Origin of the sequence: Rummeliibacillus suwonensis (genome assembly GCF_007896435.1) — a bacterium.
GTDB classification, from domain to species: domain Bacteria; phylum Bacillota; class Bacilli; order Bacillales_A; family Planococcaceae; genus Rummeliibacillus; species Rummeliibacillus suwonensis.
Map to the genome: position 1 here is coordinate 1,697,257 of NZ_VCBL01000001.1, position 1,004 is coordinate 1,698,260.

The window sequence follows — 1,004 nt, forward strand, 5'->3', positions numbered from 1 at the left end:
TCAAGCTTTTCCCGTAGGAGTCGCCGTCTTCCGCTCCACAACTATCAAAATTAGTTATTCTTAAATGTTCGTATTTTTTAAAAAGAAAATGATTTATGAAATTGATTCAGCTATATTTATTTTTAAAGTAAAATACAACGGACACGATGATGACTACAAATAGAACGACGCCCCAAATCATAATAAATCCCATTGTATTGCCGTATAACTTAATCTTTTCATTCGTGTTTTCGCTTAAAAGCGTACTTTGGTGTTTCTCCATATACTCTGCAACATCTAACATATGTAAAAATTTCTCTTTTGAAAAATTATTGGTCAACCGAATTTGCAAATTTTGATAGTAGATTTTATCCCATTTATATGGATTTGTCTCAAAAGGCTCCCCATGATTGGCTTCCCAAAATTCTTCTTTTTGTTCATTTATCACTTGTAAAATAGACTCTTTTTCAGTTGGATGATCTACAATATATTGAATCAAAGCTTTTCGCCTTTGAATAGAATCTTCCAGTGATAATATTTTCTCCAAAGTATCCATCTTGCTCTCTCTACCTTTCTAATCGTATTTTAAGACGCAGCGTGGTACACATTCTAATTTGGTTTTCGTTTGAAGTAGAGGTATACGAGAATTACGGCTAATGGTGGAAAAACAAATAAAATAACGTTCGTTATTTTATAAATAATAAACATAACAACTAGGCTAATTAAAAAACTAATGAAATACCAAAACCACATATATGAAAACACTCTCCAACTTTTTTCTTTTAGTATACACTCTTCCCCTCCCTTCTTCATTATTTAGAGACAAAGTTAGACAGTATGGTAATTTAACCTATTTCTTTAGAGGAAGTTTCTTATAATAATCCCCAACTTTCTAACCTATGTTTCTAGTATAAATTTTAAAAAATGACGAATCCCCCTATTTACTTTGTCCGTTTAAAGCGTTAAACTACATGTGCGAAATAGAGTGTGAACACTCTGATTGAGGAGGAAATTTACTAATGAAA

Annotated in this window: 1 protein-coding gene; it reads right to left on the reverse strand. The window is 31.4% G+C overall.

What is annotated here, in order from left to right; genetic code table 11:
- Positions 1–106: 106 nt before the first annotated feature.
- Positions 107–535: a hypothetical protein gene (locus FEU33_RS07875; RefSeq protein ID WP_146548846.1), complete on the reverse strand. Its 429-nt coding sequence runs from the start codon at positions 533–535 to the stop codon at positions 107–109.
- Positions 536–1,004 lie beyond the last annotated feature (469 nt).

Coding starts and splice junctions, on each gene's coding strand:
- FEU33_RS07875 (WP_146548846.1), bottom strand. CDS start 535: ATGGATACTTTGGAGAAAATATTATCACTGGAAGATTCTATTCAAAGG.